Annotated in this window: 13 protein-coding genes and 1 tRNA gene; 6 read left to right on the top strand and 8 right to left on the bottom strand. The window is 32.8% G+C overall.

Annotated elements, in window-relative coordinates; translation table 11 throughout:
• Positions 1 to 10: 10 nt before the first annotated feature.
• The 6 genes from ACNC7R_RS07135 to ACNC7R_RS07110 all read right to left on the bottom strand — a co-directional run bounded on the left by ACNC7R_RS07135 (position 11) and on the right by ACNC7R_RS07110 (position 5,040).
• Entirely contained in the window at positions 11 to 376 is a 366-nt protein-coding gene (locus ACNC7R_RS07135; protein ID WP_417939511.1) for a transposase, read from the bottom strand.
• 142 nt (positions 377 to 518) lie between these two features.
• Positions 519 to 592 (bottom strand) — tRNA-His (locus ACNC7R_RS07130).
• Between the two features lie 77 nt (positions 593 to 669).
• Complete coding sequence (gene bshB1, locus ACNC7R_RS07125) at positions 670 to 1,386, bottom strand: bacillithiol biosynthesis deacetylase BshB1 (protein ID WP_417940245.1); 717 nt, start codon at positions 1,384 to 1,386, stop codon at positions 670 to 672.
• A gap of 79 nt (positions 1,387 to 1,465) precedes the next feature.
• Complete coding sequence (locus ACNC7R_RS07120) at positions 1,466 to 2,536, bottom strand: chorismate-binding protein (protein ID WP_417940244.1); 1,071 nt, start codon at positions 2,534 to 2,536, stop codon at positions 1,466 to 1,468.
• Positions 2,529 to 4,589 carry a M48 family metallopeptidase gene (locus ACNC7R_RS07115; RefSeq protein WP_417940243.1) on the bottom strand — a complete coding sequence of 687 codons (2,061 nt, stop codon included), beginning with the start codon at positions 4,587 to 4,589 and terminating at the stop codon, positions 2,529 to 2,531. The genes ACNC7R_RS07120 and ACNC7R_RS07115 overlap by 8 nt, the downstream gene beginning before the upstream one ends.
• Positions 4,590 to 4,611: 22 nt before the next feature.
• On the bottom strand, positions 4,612 to 5,040 hold the full coding sequence (locus ACNC7R_RS07110; protein WP_417940242.1) for a PaaI family thioesterase: 429 nt from the start codon (positions 5,038 to 5,040) through the stop codon (positions 4,612 to 4,614).
• Positions 5,041 to 5,169: 129 nt separating this feature from the next.
• On the opposite strand from ACNC7R_RS07110, the gene ACNC7R_RS07105 reads away from it, so the two are divergent.
• The 4 genes from ACNC7R_RS07105 (at position 5,170) to ACNC7R_RS07090 (ending at position 14,084) form a co-directional block, all read left to right on the top strand.
• On the top strand, positions 5,170 to 6,681 hold the full coding sequence (locus ACNC7R_RS07105; RefSeq protein ID WP_417943151.1) for a hypothetical protein: 1,512 nt from the start codon (positions 5,170 to 5,172) through the stop codon (positions 6,679 to 6,681).
• An 877-nt stretch (positions 6,682 to 7,558) separates the two neighbouring features.
• Entirely contained in the window at positions 7,559 to 9,412 is a 1,854-nt protein-coding gene (locus ACNC7R_RS07100) for an endonuclease (protein WP_417940241.1), read from the top strand.
• A 386-nt stretch (positions 9,413 to 9,798) separates the two neighbouring features.
• On the top strand, positions 9,799 to 13,452 hold the full coding sequence (gene purL / locus ACNC7R_RS07095) for a phosphoribosylformylglycinamidine synthase (RefSeq protein WP_417940240.1): 3,654 nt from the start codon (positions 9,799 to 9,801) through the stop codon (positions 13,450 to 13,452).
• A 200-nt stretch (positions 13,453 to 13,652) separates the two neighbouring features.
• Positions 13,653 to 14,084, top strand: coding sequence for a hypothetical protein (locus tag ACNC7R_RS07090; protein WP_417940239.1), 432 nt, complete (start codon positions 13,653 to 13,655; stop codon positions 14,082 to 14,084).
• 164 nt (positions 14,085 to 14,248) lie between these two features.
• Here the strand turns inward: ACNC7R_RS07090 and ACNC7R_RS07085 are convergent, their stop codons facing one another.
• Positions 14,249 to 14,881, bottom strand: a complete 633-nt coding sequence (locus tag ACNC7R_RS07085) for a response regulator transcription factor (protein ID WP_417940238.1) — start codon at positions 14,879 to 14,881, stop codon at positions 14,249 to 14,251.
• Between the two features lie 588 nt (positions 14,882 to 15,469).
• Between ACNC7R_RS07085 and ACNC7R_RS07080 the strand changes: the two genes are divergently transcribed.
• A complete protein-coding gene (locus ACNC7R_RS07080; RefSeq protein WP_417940237.1) occupies positions 15,470 to 16,555 on the top strand; it encodes an exopolyphosphatase in 1,086 nt (361 codons plus the stop codon).
• Positions 16,556 to 16,600: 45 nt separating this feature from the next.
• Complete coding sequence (locus ACNC7R_RS07075) at positions 16,601 to 16,975, top strand: hypothetical protein (RefSeq protein ID WP_417940236.1); 375 nt, start codon at positions 16,601 to 16,603, stop codon at positions 16,973 to 16,975.
• 225 nt (positions 16,976 to 17,200) lie between these two features.
• Here ACNC7R_RS07075 and ACNC7R_RS07070 read toward each other — a convergent pair whose 3' ends face one another.
• On the bottom strand, positions 17,201 to 18,466 hold the full coding sequence (locus ACNC7R_RS07070; RefSeq protein WP_417940235.1) for an MFS transporter: 1,266 nt from the start codon (positions 18,464 to 18,466) through the stop codon (positions 17,201 to 17,203).
• Between the last annotated feature and the right edge of the window lie 51 nt (positions 18,467 to 18,517).

The raw sequence follows: 18,517 nt of genomic DNA, 5'->3' as shown, positions 1-18,517 counted from the left end.
GGTATTACAATCATTTGGACTGGAATCTATTGATCTCTTTTAAAAAAGACGCAAACTCCTGGGTTACACGAGTTCCGTCTGCTACTAAATTCCAATCTCTAAAAACGATCTTTCGAGTATCTTCATTAAGCCATCTTCTGCGAGTGATGTGAAGATATACTTGGTGTCCACGGATAGGAAAATCCTGAACCGTTATCTCTTCGAAGAATCCTTTTGAGCTTAATTTTGATTCTCTGTATTCTTTAGGTATCGAATTAATCTCTTTTAAATACAGATGGAGTGTTTCATCTTTCTTTTTATAAGAAGTAAGTTCGAAGTAGTCTACTATTATCTCAGGTAATAACAACTTAAGGATATCGATAAAAGAATCTTGCATTGGGGGATAGATTGAACATACAAATATCTAGATTTTAATATTTACCCACAACAATATGTTATGATCCTTAAAACAAACAATAACATTGACTAATTTAGCCCACAAAAAAAGCCCTGAATTTCTTCAAGGCTTTAAATTTCTGGGTGGCTGACCGGGTTCGAACCGGCGACCCGCGGCACCACAAACCGCTACTCTAACCAGCTGAGCTACAACCACCATTTTTGCTTAGCGAGTGCAAATATATAACAAAGGTTTACTTCTACAAAGAAAAAATTAAAAAAAAATTCATCTTTTTACCTCAAATCTCCTAAACTATTGACTGCCAAACATCTTTCAACCGTAAAACCTTCAGCAAAATCTTTATTAACCAGCCTTCCTAAATCCTGAGCTCTATAGTTTAAGCTTTCCAGAAAGTTTTTACTTGTAATAGGCGTTGCAGGTTCTTTTGAATCTGGATCATAAAATTGCGTTTTATAAGCAAGGATTGCTTCCACTTTTTTTTCTTCAAATCCCGTAATATCTACCACAAAATCAGGTTCGATATTTTTCCATTGAATATAATGATACACAACCTTAGGTCTCCAGGCTTCCTGCTTCTCTCCATCAATTGATGTTTCGATTTTAATTAAACCAGACAAAAAACACGAATCAGAAACTAATTTACTTCCTTTTCCGTGGTCAATATGCCGGTCATCAATGGCATTGCATAAAACAATTTCAGGTTTATACCTACGAATCATTTTTATAACTTCTAACTGGTGTTTTTCGTCATTGGTAAAAAATCCATCACGCATGCGCAAATTTTCCCGCACAACAACTCCTAAAATTTTTGCAGCTGCTTTTGCTTCCTGATCACGAATTTCTGCCGAACCACGTGTTCCGAGTTCACCACGTGTCAAATCAACAATTCCGACTTTTTTCCCAAGTGATACTTCTTTTAAAATGGTTCCGGCACAACCCAATTCTACATCATCTGGATGTGCGCCAAAGGCTAATATGTCTAATTTCATTATTTTTGCTTTTTTTGTTTTCTTCTTTGTTTTAGGTTTCAAGTTTCAGTTTAAAGTATGAACCCAAAACTCATAACCTCTAACTCATAACATTCAAGACTTTTTTCATTGTCATCGATTTATTGACACTTTCCTCCCACTCTTTTTCAGGCATACTTTCTCTGGTAATTCCGCATCCCATATACAAAATGGCTTTGTTTTCCTGAATTTGCATGCTTCGTAAATTTACAAATAAATCAGAACTTATACTATTACCTGAAAAACTACTGTTTAATTCGCCCAGGAAACCGGTATAAAAAGTCCTGTCATAATTTTCGTTTTCTATAATAAATGCTTTCGACTTTTTCTTTGGCAAACCACAAACAGCGGGGGTTGGATGAAGGGTTTCAATCACTTCTTTTAAAGTCAGATTATGTTTTAAAACTCCGGAAATATCTGTTTTAATATGCCAGATTGATCCGGCTTTAAAACTGTAAGGATCTGAAACCGCAACTGAAGCTGTAAATTCACGAAGCCGTTTTATTATAAAATCAGTTACATACTGCTGCTCGTCTTTTTCTTTTTGCTTCCAGACAATCTCATTTTCCGAAAATACTTTTTGTGTGCCGGCCAAAGCTGTTGTTTCAAAAACATTTCCGTTTGCCTTCAATAATTGTTCGGGTGTAGCTCCCATCCAAAAACCAATTTCAGGATGAAAAAAGCAATAACAAAAAGTAGTTGGGTAGAATTGAACCAAATGCTGAAATGTAGTTACAAAATCAAAATCTGTTAAATCTATAGCTTCACTTCTGGATAAAACTACTTTTTTAAATTCATCATTTTTAATGGCTTCAATTCCTTTTGCAACTAACTCTTCATATTTTTCTTTTGCTTCAGGATTCAGATTAAGATCTTCAATTTCAACCGATTCAAATGCTGTTACTTCTTTATCAATCCTGATCATTTCCGATTCACTTTCTGGAATTAAAATCAGTTGTTTTTCATCGAAAGAAGCAAAAACAAATCCTTTTTCGCTATAATCTGAAACTTTATACAAAGTATGATTTTGCTGTAAAAGCCCAATAATATTCGAAGTATTAGGTTTTGCATACACTACAAAAGGCAAATTTTGATGGTAATGTTGTTTTATTCTCGAGAAAAAATTATTCATGATTTAAAAGTTGAGCCTGATATTCTAAAAGCTCTTTTTTAGTTTGAAAGAATGTTTTTGATATAACAGTCTGATAATTGTTCAAAGATTCAGAAAGTAATTTTAACTCCTCTTCGCTATATTGATTCCCATTAAAATATTTCCAGTCTTCAGATAAATATTTATTAAAAGCAATTCTCATTTCGATTGTTATAGCTTTTCTATAAATATTATCTTCCAGTATTTTTTCTATTTGATTCTTAAATTTATCTTCCTCATTCTTTAGTAAACGCATGTTTTGATCAATAACATCAACTGTGCAGGTGGTATAAATAAATTCAGAAGCATCCATCATTTTAATATAAAAATCGATCTTTTCGTCGTAACTTTTATCTAACTCAAAAAGATCTTTATAGTGTTTTTTTAATTCTTCGCTTTTATTCTGGCTATCAGCCAAAGCTAAAAAGCAGAAATAAATTTGTTTGTCGTTTTCAAAAACTTCTTCTTTAACTCTCTTCAAATCCGGTTCTAATTCGTTTATTAATTCCTGAGCATCTTCAGAAGACATTTTATATCCATCATATGAAAATGATTTTATTTTAAAATTCCCGTTTGCAATTTGCTTTAATGTATTTATATCATTTTCTAATGAGATAGAATTATAAACTAAATCTACTGTCTGATTACTGAATAATTCTTTAATATCTCTCTTTGGATATTCTTTTGCCAATGAATCAACATCAAAAACCTGAGGATTTTTGTTATCGTAATATTTATTAAAGATCTCATTAAATGAGTTTGCAAAAAAATCTTTCTCATACTCATTAATAAAATCTTCGTTTTTATGAAAAACAACTGCGCTAGAATATTTTATTGATGAAAAGAGTTTATTGGTAAATTTACTCTGCAATGCAATTCCGTCCTGAAACAAGTCAATCGCTAATGCTTTACTATCATTTGTTACATCCAGATTTAATCTTTCTAATTCTTTAATTCGATCTTCGGTACTTGGATGCGTTTCCCATTTATTTTCGATAACCAGTTTTGATTTATTAAATCTATTTAGAAAATCAGGAGTTAATTGAGGCAAATCATTTTCAACTTGCAAATTGCTGTTTGTGGCAATAAAATTCATTACAAATGATTGCTGCTGATATAAATTTTCTGTTGCGATTGAATCTGGAATTTTCTTCCCATAATAATCTAAAACTGTATTGAAAGAATGATCTGCAAGGTCTAATCTCAATAGTGATGTAATTAAAGGTCTTGATCCTGTAACGCTTGCTGCGACTGCATCTGCATGAAATTCCATTTGTCTCGACAAAGCGCGGTAACTAACATTTACAACATTATAAACCTGCTGCAAAACCCACTGAATTCCGATTACAATTTTAACAGCAAGTGTAGTAAAAATGGCAAAATATCCATTTACACTCCCCCAGCTTTGCGCAATAGAATTATACGAATCATTATCGTAAAGCATGTTATGAATAATTTGATTTACATTGTAAACATAACTTCCAACTTTCATACTTTTTTGAGAAAAATGCCCAAATTCATGCGCCAAAATAGCTTTTAGTTCCATTTCTGAAACAGAATTCACAAGTCCAACCCCAATCTGCAAATTTTTCTTGATAGGCAAAAACATGCTCCAAAAAGTAGAATCATAAAAAACACAAGCATTTACATCAGATGACAAATACACTTTTTTAGGAAAATCTGTTTGTACTTTATTTACAATTTCATCAATAAAAGCAAATAATTTTGGTTCTTCTGTGCGCGTAATTTCGATTAAATGAGAGCGGTCTGCCTTATGCTTAACAAACATAAATTTGAAAAGAAAAATCAAAACAAGCAATGCCATGCACAATAATCCTGCTCCAATCATAATGGTTATAAACATTGGTTTCGCCGCTATAATTGCTATTCCGCCAATAACTGCTAAGGCCGTTATACCTATCCCACAAAGAATTAAAAGAATATAAATTAATAAAAAGAATAAAACAGAAAGAATTGCTTTTGCCGTCATCTTTCTGAATGCAGAAGAAACTGAAACGGTGTTTTTTGGCGTCATTAATTTTTTGAAATGTAAATTATTAAACTTTCTTTTTATCCAAAACAATATTTGTCAGTTTGCAAAGCGAAATCAGATTTCCGGCTTCGTCTGTAATTTTAATTTCCCAGAGATGCAGGCTTCTTCCTTTATGGATGATTCTGGCTGTTCCAAAAACAACTCCTTCACGGATGCTTTTTAAATGATTTGCAGAGATTTCTATACCGCGTACTTCCTGTTCTTTCGCATTAATAAAAAAATGAGAAGCAGCACTACCAACACTTTCTGCCAGAGCTACTGAAGCTCCTCCATGAAGCAATCCCATCGGTTGATGAACAGAGGGATTTACAGGCATTTTAGCAGTCAAAAAATCTTCTCCGGCATCGATATATTCTATTTTTAGCGTTTCCATTAAGGTATTTTTAGAAAACTCATTACAATACGCTAAAACCTGCTCTTTTGTGTTATTCATTACTAGTAGCTTTAAAAAAAACGTAAAATTAATTAAAAGATGAGACACTATTTAGAAAATGCCATTCTAAAATTAAAAATCCCTTTTCGCATATCAGATTTTTGTTATTTTTACAGAAAAACAATTCGAATGCGTCATTATTTTATGCTCTTTATTTTCGGAATTCTTTTGGCTGCTACTTCATGCAGAACAGATTTTGACACCGTTGCCAGTTCCGGGGATTTAAAATTTTCAAAAGACACTGTTTATTTGGACACCGTTTTTAAAAATATCGGATCGAGCACTTATAATTTAAAGGTTTATAATCGAGGTAAAGACGACATTAACATTCCGGTTATTCAGTTAAAAAAAGGTTTAAACTCAAAATACCGAATGACCGTTGACGGTATGAACGGAAATAATGGTAAGATTTTCAATAATGTTACGCTTTTAGCCAAAGACAGTTTGTATATTTTTATTGAAACCACTGCCGACATAACAGATGCTAATCCAGTTGATTTTTTATATACCGATGAAATTCAGTTTGACAGCGGCGCCAATCTCCAAAAAGTAGCTTTGGTAACCCTGATTCAGGATGCTGTATTTTTATATCCCAAGCAAAATGCTGATGGGACAAAAGAAAAAATTCAGATTGATGGTAAAGATGTGGACGGATTTTATCTGGACGAAAATGATGAAACCAACGGAAATGAATTGCTTTTTACGAATAACAAACCTTACGTAATTTACGGATATGCAGCAGTTCCCGAAAACAAAACGGTAACTTTTGAAGCCGGAGCCAGAGTGCATTTTCATAATAATTCGGGGCTTTTTGTAAGTAACAACGCTTCACTTCAAATTAACGGAACTGTTTCCACAACCAAAAACTTAGAGAATGAAGTTATTTTTGAAGGCGATCGTTTAGAACCTGAATATTCTGATGTTCCCGGACAATGGAATTCGGTTATTTTTGCTGATGGAAGTACTAATCATTCCATAAATCATTTTACTTTAAAGAATGCCAAAACCGGTCTGGATATACGAAATCAGGATGCTATTGCTTTTCAGATTAAAAACACACAGATTTACGATTGTTCCAATTACGGAATCCTGGCTCAAAATGCTAAAATCGACGGAGAGAATATTGTTATTAATTATGCTGGCTTAGCGGCTTTATCCTGTGTTTACGGAGGTGATTATAAATTTACGCACTGTACATTTAACAACACCTGGTCCGGCGGACAGCAATTTGCAGTTAATTTAAGTAATAAACTGTCGGGAGCAACTCCAGAAACCAATCCGCTGACTCAGGCTACTTTTAACAATTGTATCATTTACGGTTCAAATACCAACGAATTCAATTTAGACAAAAATGCTACTACTGCTTTTGTTTATCAGTTAAATAATTGTTTACTGAAATTCGGAAGCACTTCAAATCCCGACTATCAATTCAACACAGATACAGCACATTATAACGCTATTATTTTAAACGAAAACCCGAAGTTTTATAACGTTTCTAAAAATCAATTGAATATTGATAAAACTTCTTCCGCTTTCGCAAAAGGGAATCAGGCGTATATTATTCCACTTGATATTTTAGGAATTAGCAGAACTTCTCCTCCTGATTTAGGCGCTTATCAAAGTAAAGATTTTCCGAAGTAAATTTTTTAAACCATATAAGTTATATAAGACATTTAAGTCCTGCGTGAATTTTGTCAGCAAATCTAAGAAGTCTCAAAGTTTAAAAATTCAATATTATCAAATGAATAGAAGTTTTTTAACCATCATTTTTTCTTGTAGCTTGTATTTTTACATTTGCTCAGCGTACAAAAACGATTCAGTGTGATTCTATTTATAAAAACAAAGGAATTACAATACAACTAAACAAATTTGAAACCGAAAAAGATGGTTACGGTGGTGAAAAAAAATTCAATTTTAATTATCAGCCAAAAGACAAATAACAAATCTTCTGTTTTAGTAAAAGATTCGATTTTTAGCAGTACTCAAAAAATCGAATTCCAAGATTTCAATTATGACGGAATAAAAGATATTTTGATTCAGAATATTTCTGATGTAAGAAGCAATTGAACCTATAATTTGTATATCTACAATTCTAAAAAAAAAGTTTTATAAAAATATTTGGTTTTGAAGAAATCAAAAACCCAACATATAATTCAAAATATAATATTGTAGAAAGTTATGCTGCATCTGGTCAAGATTGGATTTCCTTTTACAAAATAAAAAAGAACCTCATTTACGATTATGGCATCACAATCGTTGATGATCAAGGAAAGAATTTTGAAAAAGAATACCAGAAAGCCATAAAAAAGATTTTAGCAAAAAGGTAAACCTCAACCCTTCATCTTATACAGTTAAAAAAAACACGTAAGAAAATATACCTAAAATTAAACATCACTTAACGTATTAGACTCATAAAAGTAGTAAATTTGTTATAATCCGTTTTTAATTAACTAAAATTCAAATATTTAAAAGTTAAAAACAAACCAAAAAACGTAACCAAATTTTAAACTATTAATTTATGAAAAAAAACTACTATTTACTGTTATTGATGTTTGCCACAATTGGTTTTGCCCAAATCCCTTCGGGTTATTACAGCACTGCAACTGGAACGGGTTATACTCTAAAAACACAATTGTATAACATTATTAAAGACCACACCAATAACGGTTATGCCGGACTTTATACCACTTATCAAACTTCTGATGTTGATAATTTTTATGAAAATGACGGAACTATTTTAGATATGTATTCTGAAAATCCATCAGGTGGGGACCCTTACAATTACACTACCGGAACAACACAACGATGTGGCAGTTATTCTGTTGAAGGCGATTGTTACAACAGAGAGCATATTATTCCGCAATCGGTTTTTAATGAAGCATCACCAATGGTTGCCGATGCTCATTTTATTACGCCAACTGACGGAAAAGTAAACGGGATTCGTTCAAATTACCCACACGGAACTGTAAATTCAGCTACTTATACTTCTCAAAACGGAAGCAAACTAGGATCAAGTTCTGTATTCGGTTATTCAGGAACCGTTTTTGAACCCATAAATGCTTTTAAAGGCGATATAGCCCGAATGTATTTTTATTTTGCGACACGATATGAAAACACAGTCTCAGGTTATTCCTTTCCAATGTTTGACGGTTCAAGCAATAAGGTTTTCACAACTGCCTTTTTAAATGTTCTTTTAGCCTGGCACGCTCAGGATCCTGTAAGCGCAAGAGAAATTGCCAGAAACAATGCTATTTATGCACGTCAGAACAACAGAAATCCGTTTATCGATCATCCGGAATACGTAAACCAAATTTGGGGTAGCACTCCTCCTTCTGGAGATACTCAGGCGCCAACAACTCCAACAAATTTAGCTTCAACCGCAAAAACAGCAACTTCAATTTCACTTAGCTGGACAGCTTCTACAGATAATGTGGGGGTAACAGGATATGATGTTTATGCCAATAGTGTTTTAAAAACAACTGCTTCTGGAACTACAGCTACCATTACAGGTTTAACCGCTTCTACCGCTTATTCAATTTATGTAAAAGCAAGAGATGCGGCTGGAAACACTTCTGCTTCAAGCAATACCATTTCAGTTACAACCAACAGCAGCGGAACAGAAACTGCAACAGACCTTCTTTTCTCTGAATACATTGAAGGTTCCGGAAATAACAAAGCTTTAGAAATTGCCAACAATACAGGAAGTTCTGTAAACTTATCTGCTTATACTATCAAAAAACAAACGAATGGTGCAGGTTCCTGGAGTACCGGCTTAGCTTTAAGCGGAACTTTAGCAGCCGGAAGCAAATTTGTTATTGTAAACAGTTCTATTTCTTCAAGCTGTTTTTCTACAAGTTCGGCTAATATTGCAACAACAGCTACTGAATTGACTTTTAATGGAAATGATGCTGTTGGTTTATTCAAAAATGGTACTTTAATTGACATCATCGGAACTTTTAATGGCGGAACAGCCAATTTTGCTATTGATGTTACTTTAAGAAGAAAATCTACAGTAACTTCTCCAAGCACCACTTTTAACTTAAGTGCGCAATGGGATTCATTTTCATCAGATACCTGTAATAACTTAGCCAGTAAAATGGCTTTTCCAGCAGAAATTGAAGAAGAAATTATTTCCAATTCTAATGAAATTACCATTTACCCTAATCCCTCAGAGGGCAATTTTGAAATTAAATTAGACAATACCGATCTTCCTTATTCTATTGAGATTTTCTCCTTCTCCGGACAGAAAGTTTTCGAAAAACAAAACACGACATCTTCAGAAATTTTTACACAAAATTTATCACCTGGAGTTTATATTATTAAAATCATCAAAGGAGAAAAAACATTCTTAAAAAAGATAATTATTAATTAAAATGATTTTTTTCCTCAATTAAAAAGCGGCAAATTGTCGCTTTTTTTTGTATCTTTTGAGAAGTTTTTTCAAAAAATGTTTTTTTTAATTCCCTCTTTAATTTCATAATTTTTGCAAATCCGTTATCTCAAAAAATCAAAAAATAAAGATTCCTTCCCTCCGTTTTATATTTCTAAAACTTCAATTTAACAGAACAAATCTGTTGAGAGTTTTTAATAAATCTTGAAATTTTAAAGGAGAGCCAAACCAGCTGATTTTGCGTCTTTTTGGTAGAAAAAATACAAGAAAAAGGCAACTTTATTTTTTTTGAAAAGAGATCGTTTTCAAATTTGCGCTTACTATTTATTTACACTAAATTTGCCCCTTCAAAACAACAAACTACACAAATGATCCATTTCTTTGAAAACCAAAGCAAAACTGTTTTTGCTGTACAAACGCAAAACGAAATTTCAGCTCAAGACATTTCAAAATTAAACTGGCTTTTTGCCAACGCAAATAAGATAGAAAAATCTGCATTGACAGGATTTTTTGTTGGTCCTCGCGCTACCATGATTACCCCTTGGAGTACAAATGCTGTAGAAATCACTCAGAATATGGGGATTCCGGGCATTATCAGAATTGAAGAATTTCATCCGGCAACGGAAAATTTTACTGATTTTGACCCAATGCTTTCTCAAAAATTCAACGAATTAGATCAGGAAATCTTCACTATCAACATTCAGCCGGAACCAATTTTGGAAATTGATGATATTGCAGCATACAACAAAGTGGAAGGTTTAGCTTTAAGCGAAGAAGAAGTAGATTACCTCAATAATCTTGCAACTAAATTAGGAAGAAAACTAACTGATTCTGAAATTTTTGCTTTCTCACAAGCGAATTCAGAACACTGCCGCCACAAAATTTTCAACGGAACTTTTGTTATCGATGGCGAAGAAAAAGAAACTTCTCTTTTTAAATTAATCAAAAAAACGTCACAGGAAAATCCGAACGATATTGTTTCTGCTTACAAAGACAACGTTGCTTTTGTAAAAGGACCAAAAGTGCAACAATTTGCACCAAAATCTGCTGACAAACCTGATTTTTACGAAATAAAAGAATTTGATTCGGTTATCTCATTAAAAGCCGAAACACACAATTTCCCAACAACAGTTGAGCCTTTCAACGGAGCTGCAACAGGTTCTGGTGGAGAAATTCGTGACCGTTTAGCGGGTGGACAAGGTTCATTGCCTCTTGCTGGAACTGCTGTTTACATGACTTCTTACTCTCGTTTGAAAGAAGACAGAAAATGGGAAAATGCTGTTGAAGAAAGAAAATGGTTGTACCAAACGCCAATGGATATTTTGATCAAAGCGTCAAACGGAGCTTCTGATTTTGGAAATAAATTTGGGCAACCGCTTATTACAGGTTCTGTTTTAACTTTCGAACACGAAGAAGAAAACCGTAAAATTGGTTACGATAAAGTAATCATGCAGGCCGGAGGAATTGGATACGGAAAATTAGATCAATCAATCAAACACAAACCAAAAGAAGGCGATAAAATCGTTATTCTTGGAGGAGAAAATTATAGAATCGGAATGGGCGGTGCTGCGGTTTCTTCTGCAGATACAGGTGCTTTCGGTTCAGGGATCGAATTAAATGCGATTCAGCGTTCCAATCCTGAAATGCAAAAACGTGCTGCAAACGCGATTCGTGGTTTAGTAGAAAGCGACAATAACCCAATTGTTTCGATTCACGATCACGGAGCTGGAGGACACTTAAACTGTCTTTCGGAATTAGTGGAGGAAACTGGAGGTTTGATCGATTTAGATAAATTACCGGTTGGAGATCCAACGCTTTCTGCAAAAGAAATTATTGGTAACGAGTCTCAGGAAAGAATGGGATTGGTTATTGGTCAAAAAGATATTGATACCTTACAAAGAATTGCCGACAGAGAGCGTTCTCCAATGTATCAGGTTGGAGATGTAACGGGAGATCACCGTTTTACTTTCGAATCAAAATCGAATGGTTCTAAACCAATGGATTATGCTTTGGAAGATTTCTTTGGAAGTTCTCCAAAAACGGTTATGACGGATAATACGGTTGACAGAAAATATGCTGATGTTGCGTACAATGCGGGAGATTTTGAAAGCTACTTAAAAGATGTTTTACGTTTAGAGGCTGTTGCATCAAAAGACTGGTTAACCAACAAAGTGGACCGTTGTGTTGGTGGAAAAGTTGCGAAACAACAAAATGCTGGGCCGCTTCAATTGCCTTTGAATAATGTTGGAGTTATGGCTCTGGATTATTTAGGGAAAGAAGGTATTGCTACTTCTATCGGGCACGCTCCTATAGCAGCTTTGATTGATCCAGTTGCAGGATCTAGAAATGCTATTGCAGAATCGTTATCAAACATTATCTGGGCGCCAATAAAAGATCAGTTAAAAGGAGTTTCATTATCGGCAAACTGGATGTGGGCTTGTAAAAACGAAGGTGAAGACGCTCGTTTATACGCTGCTGTTGAAGGCTGTTCTGAATTTGCAATTGAATTGGGAATTAATATTCCAACAGGAAAAGATTCACTTTCGATGAAACAAAAATATCCAAATGATGAAGTAATCGCGCCGGGAACGGTTATTATTTCGGCTGCTGGAAACTGTACCGACATTAGAAAAGTGGTTGAGCCTGTTTTACAGAAAAACGGAGAATCAATTTATTATATCAATTTGTCTCAGGATGATTTCAAATTAGGAGGTTCGTCTTTTGCACAAATCAGAAATACAATCGGAAACGAAACTTCTACTATTAAAGATTCGGCTTTCTTCAAAAATGCATTTAATACAGTTCAGGAATTAATCGGGGAAAGCCAGATTTTAGCGGGTCACGATATCGGAAGCGGTGGTTTGATCACAACTTTACTAGAAATGTGTTTTGCTGATGTAAACCTTGGTGCTAAAATTGATTTCAGCGCTTTCGCTGAAAAAGACTTATTGAAAATCCTTTTCGCAGAAAACATCGGAATCGTTTTCCAGGCAAAATCTGATGCAGCTGTTGAGGCTAAATTAAATACAAACAACATCGAATTTTTCAAATTAGGAAAAGCGACAACTACTGAGACTTTAGACCTTGGACTTTGGACTTTAGACATAAAAGCTTACAGAGATGTTTGGTTTGAAACTTCTTATTTATTAGATCAAAAACAATCTAAAAACGGAAGAGCTCAGGCACGTTTTGAAAACTATAAAAATCAGGTTTTAAATTATACTTTCCCTGCACATTTTACAGGAAAAAAACCAGAAATCGACAACTCTAAACCAAGACCAAAAGCGGCTATTATTCGTGAAAAAGGAAGTAATTCTGAGCGTGAAATGGCAAACGCAATGTACTTGGCTGGATTTGATGTGAAAGACGTTCACATGACCGATTTGATTTCTGGTCGTGAAACGCTTGAAGATATTCAGTTTATCGGAGCAGTTGGAGGTTTCTCTAACTCAGACGTTTTAGGTTCTGCTAAAGGTTGGGCTGGAGCTTTCTTATACAACGAAAAAGCAAAAACAGCTTTAGATAATTTCTTCAAAAGAGAAGACACTTTATCTGTTGGAATCTGTAACGGCTGCCAGTTGTTTATGGAATTGGAAGTGATTAATCCTGAACATGAAGTTCACGGAAAAATGCACCATAACGAAAGTCAGAAACACGAAAGTATCTTTACTTCTGTAACGGTTCAGGAAAACAATTCGGTTATGCTGTCAACTTTGGCAGGAAGTACTTTAGGAGTTTGGGTTTCTCACGGAGAAGGTAAATTCAAATTGCCTTATGCAGAAGATCAATACAACATTGTTTCTAAATATGCTTACGAAGGTTATCCTGCAAATCCTAACGGTTCTGATTATAACACTGCTATGATGTGTGATAAAACAGGAAGACATTTAGTTATGATGCCTCACATTGAGCGTTCGACTTTTCAATGGAACTGGGCACATTATCCAAAAGACAGAAATGACGAGGTTTCGCCTTGGCATGAAGCTTTTGTCAATGCCCGAAAATGGATTGAAAAAAACTAAATTTAGTTTTCATTATATAGACAGCCTCAGCAATATGTATTGCTGAGGTTTTTTTTAAAAGAATTATCTCTTTTCAAATAATTACTATTTTGGGTTTAACTTTTAAAAATGAATCGTTATTTTCTTGCAAAAATTAAAGTATATTAGCTAAAGAAATACCTCATTTTAAAAAAAGTTTCAAAACCTAAAACCTATGTAAAATGAAAATCCTAAAAGCATTCTTCTATATCTTATTTTTTGTTACTATAAAATCTCATTCACAAGTTCAGGTTGATCAAATCATATATAAATCAAAAGAACATTATATTACTACTACTCTTCCTTATCATATTACCGGTACATTCCTTCCTCCAGACAAAAAACAGCCAAGTACAGTTTTAAACGATGACGGAACCGGAGTGATACAATATGATGATATGACCAAGAAAAAAATAAATTGGGGAATCGAATGCAATTGGGAAGGTACTGCTATACGTAAGGACGGATATAACAGTGCCTCATATACATTTTGGTACAGAACAGAAGACAGCGACGAATGGATGTACAGCCAGTTTTCTATTCATTTTACTAAGAAAAAAATGTTTCTGATGGGTGAAAGAATAAAATTTTACGAAGATTATAACGTACAATAAAGGCTTCGGATACTCTAAAACATTATATCGTTATTCACTTTTCAATTGTTTTAATCCCGAATTATACATATAGTTATTACAGAGAAAAAACTAGACCACTCTTTACTTTCAATTAAATATAAGAGTTTTTAAATGAGTATTTTAAACAATAGTACTGCAAAAAATCAAGTGCGATATATGTTTAAAATATCAATTAATTTTACAATATTATTGATCCCAAGTTTTTCAAAAATTCTACTTTTAAAAGTACTGACGGTTGTCATCTGGATATTTAGTTTATTCGATATTTCGATATTTCCATCACCACTTACCAGAAGTTCCGCCACTTCAATTTCTCTTTCAGATAACTTTTCTAATGGATTTACCGGAAGATTATACAAAGCGTTTTCGACAATTTTGTTTTTTACAACATTACTAATGTATTTTCCTGTTTTAAGCACAGATTCTACAGCCAGAATAATTTCTTCATCTTTGCTATATTTATTTAAAAAACCATTGGCTCCTGCATGAATGTAGCGTAATGCATAATGTGATTCATCATAAGCCGAAAACATCATAATTAACAAGTCAGGATAATTAAGTCTGATCTCCTGAACCATTTTTGTACTATTGCCACCTGGAATGCTAATATCTAAAAAAATCAAATCCTGACTTTCTTTTAGTTTATTTATAAGGTCTTCAAAACTATCAGCATGAGTAATTTCAACTTCATTCCAAATTTTTTTTAATAACAAAGAAAGACCATGCCTCACAACACTGTGATCATCAACTAATAAAACTTTAAATTTATTTTTCATGGCGCTAAATAATTTTGAAATGTAAATTTTTCTTAATTCATATTTTACTATATCAAAATCAGAATTGATTAATCTGCAAATTTATATTATTAATTATTAATTATCAACACAATAACCAAATTAGTTGCTTTAACTTTAGCTATAGTTAATTACTGATAAAACCCAAAAATATGTTACCGTTTTTTTCATAAATATCTTCAGTAATGATTTTTTTTAGTACATATACGGATTTTTTGTTTTTTAAGTTTTTCGAAAATCGTTTTCTAGGCGTTTTTTTTTAAAATGCAGGTTACTTTAGATAATATGACTTTTAAATTAAAAACAAATCACATTTTATTGAAATAGATCAGGTTAAATTATTAAGACATAGAACAAATCCTAAAAACTATTATTAGAATAATTTTAACCATCAAAACTATAAAATAAAGAAAGGTAAAGATTGTAGAATTAATTCTACGTAAGATTAATGGATCGACTACAAATTGCTCTACAGTTAATAGTGAAATTTGCTCCTTTGAAACACCTCACTAATTGATAACCAGCATTTAAAAATAATTTACTCATTAAAGTATTCAACAAAAAAATACAATGCATAAAAAATCAACATATTATCTATTAACCGCAATTCTTTTTTTCTCCTTAAAATCTTTTGCGCAAAAAGATATTTATGCGGGAATAGAAATTGGGAGTAAGGGAATAAAATTTTCGGTAATTGATGTGAATAACATCAAAAAAGGAGATTACAGCATACTTGCTTTCTGGACGGAAAATGCTGGTATTGCTAAAAACATTTCAATTGATGGAAGCCTTGCTCAGAATGATATAAATAATGCGGTTAACATTGTATATGGAAATTTGCTGACTATTAAAAAAAAGTACAATGTATTGGATGAAAATATTTTTATTGTTGGCTCTTCAGGAGTTGCTATGGCAAATAACACATCCGATTTAATCAACAAAATAAAATCTGTAACCAATAAAGATCTTGATTTCATTGATGCTGATACTGAAGGTAAAATGCTTTTGAAAGGTTCTATACCACCTACAGAATACGGTGATGCATTAATCCTTGACATTGGCGGGGGCAACACAAAAGGTGGTTATGTAAATGTGCTGGAAAATAAATTTGAGTTTTTTCCTCTAAACCTGGAATATGGCACAATTACTTTAACAGAAGCTATAAATAAAACCATTGTAATACCAAGTGAGATTACTAGCATGTCTGTTTATAAGGAGAAAGCATTTGATTATGCCCCTATTTTGAGAGAAAAAATAAAAGATATGCTTAACTCTAAGCCAACTTCATTAAATAAAAAGAAAATTTATTTGTCCGGGGGCGCTCTTTGGGCTTTTACTACGCTTTTTTATAATCAAAATAATGAGGATGATCATTTCGTACCATTAAAATTACAAGACATTATTGACTATGATGCCATTTTGAAAAACAATTTTACTGCATATGAAAACTCGGCCAAAACCAACAAAAATGTAAGTAAGGTTATAAACACCTATAGTCAGAAGCATTTGATTGCAGCGAACACCATTTTGATAGCCAGCCTCGAGAGTATTCCTAATCTGAAATCAAAAAAAATATACTTTGCTAAAGAAGGTCAAATTGCATGGCTGGTTTCGTACGTAGTTGACCGTTCAAAAAAGATTAAGAGTGTTTTTTAGCTTTAAAAATTCAATAAATAATAACAATTAAAAACAAATTAGAATATGTCAGATTTTTTACAACAATTTGGGGACGAAATCAAAAAAAATGTTCCTGGTTATATCGCAATTGCAATAACCGAAATTAAAAGTGGTATTTCTTACTACAGCGATTCAGCACTAGCTAGCTTTGATCCTGAACTTGCTTCTGCATTCAATCTTGAGGTGGTTAAAGCAAAACTGAATGCTATAAACGCATTAGGTTTATCACAATCAATAGATGAAATTATGATTTCGCTAACAGAACAAATTCACATCATTGATATTTCTGAAAACAATGAATATTTTATTTATTTAGCAGTAGATTCTACTAGAGCTAATTTAGGTTTAACCAGAGCCCTATTGAACAAATACAAAAAAGAGATTTCAGGCAAATTATAATTCTTTACAAATCTTACCTGATTATTAAAATCTGATAAAACTGAATGTAAGTCAATGTATTGAAGACTTACTTTGCGATTAAAAAGAGAGAGGCTGTCCGAAAAGGATAGCCTTTTTTATGCAGCAAAAAGGCTGTCCTTATTTTCTCGGACAGCCTCTTTTTATTAATCGTTTCATTTGAAACTGTTGTTTTATTTATTTACTAGGAATACAATTACCTACCTGCTAATCTATTTTTGATTCAGAAAATATAGATTGAATAATTTTAGTTTTAATATGTTCCTTTTCTTTTTTTACAATAAAAATCAGGCGGTATGCGATAATAGATCCTGCAAAACCAAGACAGGACAGAAATAACCAGTTTACTCTATATCCATATTGTTCAATAATTGCCATTCCGGATTTGGTACTGAATATATGAGCAACACTATAACTCATCGTAAAAGCAGCCATGAATTTACCTTCTTGTTTTTTGAGCGACCTATTTTTAACAAATGAATTCGCAAACGGAAACGTTAGCATGATACCGATAGTCATAAAAATCATCATTAAGACTAAGGCCACCACACTATTTTCAATCAATAAAAATAAATAACTAACACTCATTGCAAGAATACCATAAGAAACCATTAAAAGTTTATTGATATTTTGCGATTCTACAAAAGACACAATTGAGAGTTCGAAAAGTAATATTATCACTCCGTTTAGAGCCAGAAACAAACCACTTTCGATACTGCTAAAGTTAAAGACCTCTTTATAATAAAGGGATAAAGTTGTAAACATTTGAAAAAATAATATCCCTGTTATCAGTGTAACTACAAGATGTATTAGAAATGGCTTATCTTCCAATAAAGAATTTTCTTCCTTTAAGTATTTAAATGCATTCAGTTTATAAAGAAGTTTTCTCTCTTTTACAAAAAACGTAAATAATAAAATACTCAAAATACAGGTTAGACCATCGATGTAAAATAAAAAGCTGTAATTTGAAAGTGTAATAATAATTCCACCAATCAATGGTCCAAACATAAAACCTAAATTAACAGAGGATCGGATTAAGGATATTGCTTTTGTACGTTCTTTTTTATCTGCGTATGTATCTAACGAAACCAGCATTGCTGGTCTGTACATATCCGAAATCGTGGTGAGGAGCAAAACCCCACAACAAAAACTGTAAAAAGTAGTTAGAAACTGAAGCAAAATAAATATCAACCCGCTAGTAAAAAGACTAAAAACCATTACTTTATAAAAACCTATTTTATCTGATAGCTTACCACTAATCCAGGTCCCTATAAAAGAACCAATACCAAAAAAAACCATAACCCAACCAATCTGGCTATAACTAAAGTGTAATTCTTCGAGCATATATTTAGACAAAAAAGGTACAACCATCGCTCCTAGTCTGTTAATAAATGTGGTGACAGCCAACACTTTTACCTCGACAGAAAATTGGGTAAAATTCCTTACATACCCTTTGAGTAATCTTATTATCATATGTTTAGTACTTATATTTTAATTGAACGTTTTCATTAATCAAAATCATAT

Origin of the sequence: Flavobacterium adiutor, from assembly GCF_048282555.1 — a bacterium.
Classification (GTDB): domain Bacteria; phylum Bacteroidota; class Bacteroidia; order Flavobacteriales; family Flavobacteriaceae; genus Flavobacterium.
Note: the sequence above shows the minus strand (reverse complement) of the source record. Positions and strands in the feature narration are given on the sequence as shown.